At 68.3% G+C, this 1,336-nt stretch carries 1 protein-coding gene; it reads left to right on the top strand.

From position 1 onward, the window contains the following. The coding region (locus tag GA0116996_RS27850; RefSeq protein WP_092318369.1) for a CoA-acylating methylmalonate-semialdehyde dehydrogenase at positions 1-1,336 on the top strand (1,336 nt) is incomplete at both ends.

Below are 1,336 nucleotides of genomic sequence, written 5' to 3' on the forward strand. Positions count from 1 at the left end.
GCCTTCCCGGCGTGGGCCGACACCCCGCCGCTGCGCCGCGCGCGCATCCTGTTCAAGTTCAAGGAACTGCTGGACCAGCACCACGACGATCTCGCCGCGCTGATCACGCGCGAGCACGGCAAGGTGTTCTCCGATGCGAAGGGCGAGGTCACGCGCGGCATCGAGGTGGTGGAGTTCGCCTGCGGCATCCCCAACCTGCTCAAGACCGATTTCACCGACAACATCGGCGGCGGCATCGACAACTGGAACCTGCGCCAGCCGCTGGGCGTGGTGGCCGGCATCACCCCGTTCAACTTCCCGGTGATGGTGCCGATGTGGATGTTCCCGGTGGCGCTGGCGTGCGGCAATACCTTCGTGCTCAAGCCGTCCGAGCGCGATCCGTCGCCGAGCCTGCTGATTGCCGATCTGCTGCGCCAGGCCGGCCTGCCCGATGGCGTGTTCAACGTGGTGCAGGGCGACAAGGAGGCGGTCGACGCGCTGCTCGCGCACCCCGACGTGCAGGCGCTGTCGTTCGTCGGCTCGACCCCGATTGCCGAGTACATCTATACCGAAGGCACCCGGCACGGCAAGCGCGTGCAGGCGCTGGGCGGCGCCAAGAACCACCTGGTGGTGATGCCCGATGCGGACCTGGACCAGGCTGTCGACGCGCTGATCGGCGCCGCCTATGGCTCGGCCGGCGAGCGCTGCATGGCGATCTCGGTGGCGGTGGCGGTCGGCGAGGTGGCCGACCAGCTGGTGCCGCGCCTGGCCGAACGCGCGCGCGCGCTCAAGATCCGCAACGGCATGGAGGCCGATGCCGAGATGGGCCCGCTGGTGACCGGCGCGCACAAGGCCAAGGTCGAGGGCTACATCGCCAGGGGCGTGGCCGAGGGCGCGACGCTGGTGACCGATGGCCGCGGCCACCAGGTCGATGGCCACGAGAACGGCTTCTACGTCGGCGGCACGCTGTTCGACCATGTGACGCCGGAGATGACGATCTACAAGGAAGAGATCTTCGGCCCGGTGCTGTCGGTGGTGCGGGTGCACGACTTTGCCGAGGCGGTGGCGCTGATCAACGCGCACGAGTACGGCAACGGCGTGTCGTGCTACACCAGCGACGGCGGCATCGCGCGCGCGTTTGCGCGGCAGATCCAGGTGGGCATGGTCGGCATCAACGTGCCGATCCCGGTGCCGATGGCGTGGCATTCGTTCGGCGGCTGGAAGCGCTCGCTGTTCGGCGACCACCATGCCTATGGTGAAGAGGGCGTGCGCTTCTACACGCGCTACAAGAGCGTGATGCAGCGCTGGCCCGACTCGATCGCCAAGGGCGCCGAGTTCACCATGCCGGTGGCGAAAT

This window comes from Cupriavidus alkaliphilus, assembly GCF_900094595.1.
Lineage (GTDB): Bacteria > Pseudomonadota > Gammaproteobacteria > Burkholderiales > Burkholderiaceae > Cupriavidus > Cupriavidus alkaliphilus.